This is a genomic window from Crossiella sp. NPDC003009, from assembly GCF_053591555.1.
Map to the genome: position 1 here is coordinate 1 of NZ_JBSFUA010000094.1, position 7,623 is coordinate 7,623.

Genomic DNA, 7,623 nt, shown 5'->3' on the forward strand with positions numbered 1-7,623 from the left:
ACCAGGGCCAGGCGTTGTACCGCCACCCCCGCTTCCGCGGCGGCGACGAGCCCCAGCCCAGGCAGCCCAACCACGGCAGCCCAGGAGCCGGCGGCTGGCACCGCACGACACGCCAGTCCGCTGACTCCTGATCAGCGGGTTCGCGGTTCGAGTACCTGGCGGCGCACGAAATCAGTTGTTGTGGACTGTCCACAGTAGACTCATAGCGCTCCGTGGCCGCGCGGATTTGGGCATCCCAGGGTGGCCGCCGCCGGCATGGTGGGAGCTGGAACGCTGGCCCCAGGCCGACAGGCCGAAAGCGGCCGCGATCATCGTGGCAGTCGCCATTTTCCGGCCAGTAGGCATGAGATTCACACTCCACCAGACGCGACACCCGCGACCGGGTTGCCGGCCGAAAGGCGTTCATCCGGGTGGACCTCACCCTCCGGCCGGAGAGCAGGTAGCCCCGGCGACGGGCACACCCAGGTCGATCGAACCGGCCACCGTGCTGGTCAGCTACCACCCGCCCGCCAGCAGGCGGCTGGACATCAACCGGTTCGCCACCCCCGATTCGCACCGGGTGAATCAGCTGGGCGGGCCGGTGGCGCTGGGCGGGTCGCTGACCACGAGGCTGTGCGGCTGGCGTTCACCGACTGAGCGGGGCCCTGCCATCCGCGAGTGTGCCGGGAGTGCTCGCACCAGGCCGGGGTGGCGGCCGGCTCCGGGCCTGACCAGAACTCCCGTCGCTGAGAGGCACGGTGCGGCAGGTCTCGCCTCGTCCTGTCCGCCTCCCGAAACGCGGATGTGCTTGACCGCGAACGATGAACACGCGGGACACCCGAACCGGGATCGAGGACGACCACCGGTGGGCACTGGTACGCCGCCTCCCGCACGATGCCAGCGTCTCCATTCACGACCGCGGCGCCGGGGCGCGAGCTCCGGCCACCAATTCCCGTCGATGGAGTACCTCAGGCTTGGACTGTCCCAAGAGGACAGTGGGCACCGCGGGGTCAGCGCCGTACTCACCTACCTCGACCACCGCTGACCACCCGCCGGCGCCGGCGGGTGGACGGAACCGTGACAGCAAGCTGTCATCGCCATCGCAGGACTTCGGGTGGCTGGTAGCTTCCGGGTGTTGGAGGCGGCTCGGCGCGGCGCAGAGGTGAATGTGAGCGAGAGGCAGATGCGGCCTCCTCTTCGTGAGCTGGTTCGTGACTGGCTGGCCGGCGGCGCGGCGCGGCGGTTGTCGCGAGCGGCGGATCGGCTGGCGGCCGGGTTTCCCGAGCCGCCGTCGGGCGGTGTGGCCTCCGACGGGGCGGTCCGGGACTACGGTGGAGCGCTGCGGCTGGCGTTGCGCGTGGACCCGCCGCGGGCCGAGGAGATCTTCCGGTCCTACGACGCCCGGATTCCGCCGGAACGCTACCCGCTGACCGCGGCGGACGAGTCCTGGCTGACCGAGTTGACGACCCGCGCGGATCGCCACGCGTTGACCGTGGTCTTCGAGGTGGCCACGCGGCTGAGGCTGCCGGAGCTGCAGATCCGGGCCCGGGACCGGATGACCGTGCTCCTCGCGACCGGCGCCGACGCCGACGCCATAGTGATTGACTTCGAGCGGTGGCGGGCGCAGGGCCTGCTCGAGGCCGGCACGGTGACGCGGGTGCTGGGCGGCTTCGTTGCCCGCGGTTCGCTCGCGCGGGACGAGCAGCTGTGGCGGCTGTTCTTCGAGCATCTGCCCAGCGGGCTCGTGCCGGACCTGTTCGAGGTGCGCTGCTTCCTTGGCCACGGCGCCGCCGCCGTCCGGTTGGCCGAGACACCGGCACAGGTACGGCAGGCACTGGACTGCTGCCTGCGGAGCACGGATGTCGACGACGTGGCGGCCGGGCTGGTGCTGGCCCGCGAGCGCGCCGACGAGCGGGTCGCGGCGCTGGTCGACCGCCTGGCAGACCTGCTGTTCGACGCCGGCCGGTACGCGGAGGCGCTGTCCGCGTACCAGGAGGCCGGGCAGCCCGGCAAGGTGAGCCGGTGCCACGAGGAGCTCGGCGAGTTCTTCGAAGCGATGGCGACGTGTCCCGCGGATCGGACCGAGCGGCTCGGCACCCTCGCTGACCGGTGCCGGACCGGCATCCACCGGCTGATCGACCGGCAGGAGTTCACCGAAGCGGCCCGGCAGGTGCAGGGCGTGATCGCGCACCTGGACCGGGCGAGCGAGCCGGCCGAGGCCCTCACCGCCCGCCGGGCCGACCTGACTGATCTGCGGGCCACCCTGCTCGGCGCGACCCGGCGGCACTTCGGTGAGCTCGTTCGGCACAGCACCGGCCAGCAAGGTGTCTACCGGGCGTGGAGCAGGTTCGAGGAGGCGGCCGGTGAGCCCGCCCAGGCGGCTCGGCGCGCGGAGGACGGCGGCGAGTTCTTTCGTGCCAACCAACTCTTTCTCCAGGCCAGGCAGTTCGGCGAGGCGGTCAGGGTGTTGCGGGAGGACCACACGCCCGACGCGCTGGCCGCCCGCGCCGAGGCGTGCGAGGCCGGCGGCGACGTGGCCGGCGCGGCTCGCCTGTATGAACGGATCGGCCAGCGGGAGCGGGCCGTCCCGTTGTTCATGGCGGCCGGCGAGTTCGCCGCCGCGGCCACCTGCCTGGTGCAGTGGCTCGGCGGCGCCGCCGCGGAGGACGCCCGCCTGGCCGAGTGCCTGCGTCGCACCGGCGACTACGACGAACTGGCACGACGTTGCATCGCGGCGGTGGCGGCCCGCGGCGCGAGCTCCCTGGCCGCCGAGACCCTGCGGCAGCTGACCGACGACGGCCTGGTGCCGCGACATCGGGCCGCGGAGGTCAGCGGTGCGCTGGACAGCCTGGGCGCGCGGGAACGGCACCAGTTCGAGGAACGTGCGCAGGCGTGGGTCGGCCAGGCACGCGCCGACGTCGACACGCGCTTCAGCGACATCTGGGGCTTCGATCTGGGCACCACCACGTGCGCGGCCGCCGTCTACGACACCGAGTCGCGGCAACCGGTGTTCTGCCCGTGGCGAGGGCAGGTGCACTTCGCCTCGACGGTGAGCCTGGACCGGGAGGGCAACGAGCTGGTCGGCCTGAGTGGCGAGGAGACCCTCGCGCCGTGGCTGGTCGGCCACATCGACGCCGCCAAACGGCGGATGGGGCGCGGCACCGTCTACAAGGTCCGCAACCGCGCCTTCCGTCCGGAGGAGGTGGCCGCCAGGCTGATCCGGCACGCCCGCGGGCTGGTCGAGACCTTCCTGGCCGGCCAGGTGCGGGAACGCGTGGCGGAGCTGGCCCGCGCCGAGATCGGCGTGGTACGCAAGGAATGGCTGTCCTGGGCCGAGCAGAACCACGACCTGAGGCTGGACCGCCCGCGGGTGGTCGTGACGATTCCGGCCTACTTCGCGAACAACCAGAAGGCCGCGACCCGTTCGGCCTGCCGGATCGCCGGGGTCGAGCTCGTTCGGCTCATCCACGAACCGACCGCCGCGTGCATCACCGCCGCCCGCGAGCGGCGCCTGACCGATGCCATCGCCGTGGTCGACCTGGGCGCCGGCACTCTCGACCTCAGCCTCCTGGACGTCGGCGACAGCGTCTACGACGTACGGGACGTGGGCGGTGACACCCAGTTCGGCGGCAAGGACCTGGACGCCGCCATCACCAGGGCGCTGGTGACCCGCCTGGAGCGACAGGGGATCGCGGTGCCGGCGCGGGGCGCGGTCCGGCGGCGGCTGGAGATCGCCGCGGAGAGTCTCAAGGTCGACCTGTCCGCCCAGGAGCACGCCAGCTATGAACTGCGCGGCCTCGGCGACCGCGACGTGCGGCTGGAACTGAGCCGCGCCGAACTGGCCGACATCCTCGCCGAACCGTTGGCCAGACTGCGCAAGGTCTGCGCCGACTTCCGGTCGTCGCTCGGCACGCGCCCGAAGCACCTGGTTCTGGTCGGCCGGCCGATGCTGTCCCCGCTGGCGCGGGAGACGGTGGAAGACGCGTTCGGGCTGGCCAGGACCGTGGTGTCCGATCCCCGGACCGCGGTGGCCAGCGGCGCCGCCCTGCTCGGCGCGATGCGCGCCGGGTCACTGGACGACGTGTTGCTGCTCGACGTCACTCCCCTGTCGCTGGGCATCCGAATCCGCGACGAGCACGACCGGGAGAGCCTGTCGGAGCTCATCCCCCGCAACACCACGATCCCGACCAAGCGATCGGACGTCTACACCACGCACGACGACCTCCAGACCGTCGTGCGCATCGAGATCTTCAACGGCGCACTCGACCAGGAGTCGAAGATCGGCCAGTTCGAACTGACCGGGATCCCACCGGCTGAGAAGGGCGTCCCCAAGATCGACGTCACCTTCGAGATCGACGCCGACTGCGTGCTCGCCGTCACCGCGAGGGACCAGGGCACGGGTAAGTCCAACTCGATCCGCATCGCCGACACCACGCTGCTGTCGCCGCGGGAGGTCGCCGACCTGACCCGGCGCTACGAACATCAACGGGAGACCGAACAGCGGCAGCGGGACGCGACGGACCTGCGGGACCGACTGCGCCAGCTCGTCGAGTCCACAATGGACGACGACAGTGGCGCGGCGTGGCAGGAGTTCCGGCACCGCCAGCGCACCCACCGCCCCGCGCCGGGCGCCGCGGACGCCGAGACCCGGGTGCTGCTGGTCGAGATGTTCAACGAGGTCAACCAGACCGAGCTCGACCTCGATCTCGCGCGGCGGGCACTGCGCGAGTCGGCGGTTGCCTCGCTGGACTACCTCGAAGAACCCCACAACGACGTCGACGCCGATCTCGCCGAGACCACGCGCCTGACCGACGAGCTGAACGCGCGGACGGCCGGACTGCGCGAGCTCACCACCAAGGTCGCCCGGTGGAACGCGGTCCTGGTGCGGCTCGCGCTGGACGAGCCCGATCCGCTGCAGCGGTTCCGCAACCACTACGCGGCCGGTGACCACCGCCAGGCGCTCGCCGCGCACCCCCAGCCGCCGGCCGACGCCGGCGACATCCGCCGGTACGCGCACTGCCTGGCGGAGACCGGCGACCTCGATGGGTACCGCGCCCTGCGCCACGCCGCCGGCAGTTCGCCCGGCCCCGTGCCGGCCGCGCTAGTGCGGATCCAGGTAGCGGGTTCGCCGCCGGGTGCCGGGTTTCTCGTCCAGGACTGGCTGGTGGTGACCAGCCGGTCCTGGCTCACCGACTCGGACACCATCGTGGTCGAGACCGGCGATGGCGCCCGGGCGACGACACGTGTCCATCTGCCGGACTCACCCGACAACGACCTGGCCGTGCTCCGGCTCGCCGCACCGGTCGCCGTCGTGCCACTACGCCTGGGGTACGCGAAACTGGTGCGGATCGGCGACCCGGTGTGGACTCCCGATCCGGCGGACACAGCCGCGCGAGTGACCGGCTTGATCGACCAGTTCGAATCGGTGGCCGACCTCCAGGTGTTCCGGACGGGCGTGCGGATCCCGCCGTCCGGGGCCGGCGGACCGGTACTCAACGACCTGGGCGAGGTCATCGGTGTCATCGTCTCCGGCAAGACCGACGGTGCCCGCGTGCTGAGCGTCGACGCGCTGGATCCGCTCCTGGGGGACGCGGGCTTCGACCGCCACGGGTGAGAGTCAGTCGGCGGTGCCGCGCATCGTGAGCACGATCCGCGGCACCGCACTGCTCCGCGCGCTCGATCTTCCCGACGCGCCCCGACATCTGGACACCACCACGAATCGAGGCACCAAGGCCAACGAAACCGCGGGAAGAAGCCGTCAAAGCGAAGTCGGCTTCGCGGGCGGCTGACGCCGGGCCAGAAGACAAGACTGTTTCTTCCCGCTTTCTCACCCTAGTTTTCCCACCGCTACTCCACCGATTCCAAGCAGGGGAGAAATACGGTGACGCAACTGTGGGCGATGAGCGCCCGCGAGCTGGCCCGGCTGATCCAGGCCCGAGAGGCATCTGCACGTGAGGTCACCCGCGCGCATCTTGAGCGGATTGACCAGGTCAACCCGGTGCTCAACGCGGTCACCCTCATACTGACCGAGCAGGCGCTGCGGGCCGCGGACGCGGCCGACGCCGCGGTGCGACGGGGTGAGCCGGCGGGGCCGTTGTGCGGCGTCCCGATGACGGTCAAGGAGAACATCGATGTGGCCGGCTCTGCGACAACCCTCGGCATCGCCGGACTGCGGGACGCGGTAGCTCATGGCGACGCGCCACCTGTCGGGGAGCTCCGCGCCGCGGGCGCGATTCCGGTCGGCCGGACGAACATGCCCGAGTTCGGGATGCGCTGGCACACCGCCAACACCTTCCGGGGCGCCACCCGCAACCCGTGGTCGGCCCGGCACACTCCCGGCGGTTCCAGCGGCGGCGACGCCGCCGCGGTCGCCTCTGGCATGGCACCGCTGGGCCTGGGCAACGACGGCGCCGGGTCGCTGCGCTGGCCCGCGGCCTGCTGTGGAGTGGCAGCGCTAAAGCCATCCCTGGGCCGTGTGTCTCACAGCGGCAGCCCTGGGCAACCACAGCCAGCGCCGTTCGCATTCCAACTGCTGGCCGTGCACGGGCCGCTCGCCCGGCACGTGGCGGACCTGCGGCTGGCGTTCGCGCACATGTGCGGCCGATCAGGCGGCGACCCGTGGCACGCACCGGTGCCACGGGCAGGTCCTCCGGCCCCGGCGCCGGTGCGGATCTCGGTCGTCACTGACCCCGGAGGCCCGGTTGACCCGGTGGTGGCCGCCGCGCTGCGCCAGGCGGCGGGCGTTCTCGCCGACTCCGGCTACCTCGTCGAGGAGCGCCGGCCCCCCATGCTGGAGCGAGCCGGCGAGATCTACCACCAGATCATGTCCGCCTGGGGTCGAGTGCACGAGCACCAGCCTCCCGTGGCCACAGTCGCTCCGGGTGAGTTCGCCCGCTTCTGGGAGACATTCGAAACCGCCTGGACCGCGGCCGCGGGCACTCCGGCCTTCGATCCGATGATGGAACGGGCAGCCATCGCACGGGCCTGGCACACCTGGATGCAACAGGCTCCGCTGATCCTCGCGCCGGTCTGCACCCGGCCGGCGTTCGAGACCGGAGCCGACCTCGACCCGCGCTGGCAGGCGGGCTGGCCGGACTGCATCCGCATCAGTGTGACCGTCAACCTTCTGGGCCTGCCCGCGGTCACCGTTCCCGTCGGCGTCGAGGACGGACTGCCGCAGGCAGTGCAGATCATCGGACCGCGCTTCCGCGAAGACCTCTGTCTCGACGCCGCGGCAGCGATCGAGGCCAGCACCGGACCGCTCACCCCCATCGATCCGCGCCCGCAACCGCGAGCCTGACCAGACCACCGACGGTCCTCCATGGCCGGGACGATGACGTGGCAGCATTCGCCGGCACCACCGTTCCGCACACGCCGGGAAGTGCAGGAGCGCGAGCTTTCCCTGAAGCGGCGCGGCGGACCTTACGCACCACTCGCGGTCACCTGGCTACGCCACCAAGGCCCGGCGGTTCCCCAGACCGGGTGGGAACCGCCGGGCCTGTGGCCGGGTCAGCGTCGCAGCTGACCCCGTACCGCGCCGGCCGGGTACTCCGCGTTGTGCACGTTGACGTAGAACTGGCTCGGTGAGCGCCTCAGCTCACGGGCCAGGCCCGGGTCGACATCAGTGCACGTGCGGCTGCGGCC

4 protein-coding genes are annotated in these 7,623 nt (G+C 71.7%); 3 read left to right on the top strand and 1 reads right to left on the bottom strand.

Annotated elements, in window-relative coordinates; genetic code table 11:
* The first annotated feature begins 1,147 nt into the window (after positions 1-1,147).
* From ACWDY5_RS41175 to ACWDY5_RS41185, 3 genes are all read left to right on the top strand, one after another.
* Positions 1,148-5,593 (top strand): Hsp70 family protein, encoded by a 4,446-nt coding sequence (locus tag ACWDY5_RS41175; RefSeq protein ID WP_449727556.1) that lies wholly within the window; start codon positions 1,148-1,150, stop codon positions 5,591-5,593.
* A 25-nt stretch (positions 5,594-5,618) separates the two neighbouring features.
* Positions 5,619-5,768 (top strand): hypothetical protein, encoded by a 150-nt coding sequence (locus ACWDY5_RS41180; RefSeq protein WP_449727557.1) that lies wholly within the window; start codon positions 5,619-5,621, stop codon positions 5,766-5,768.
* A 92-nt stretch (positions 5,769-5,860) separates the two neighbouring features.
* The gene (locus ACWDY5_RS41185) at positions 5,861-7,279 is read left to right on the top strand and encodes an amidase (protein ID WP_449727558.1); all 1,419 of its coding nucleotides are present in this window, start codon (positions 5,861-5,863) and stop codon (positions 7,277-7,279) included.
* Between the two features lie 209 nt (positions 7,280-7,488).
* Here ACWDY5_RS41185 and ACWDY5_RS41190 read toward each other — a convergent pair.
* Positions 7,489-7,623: CHRD domain-containing protein (locus tag ACWDY5_RS41190; RefSeq protein WP_449727559.1), on the bottom strand; the 135-nt coding region annotated here is incomplete at its 5' end.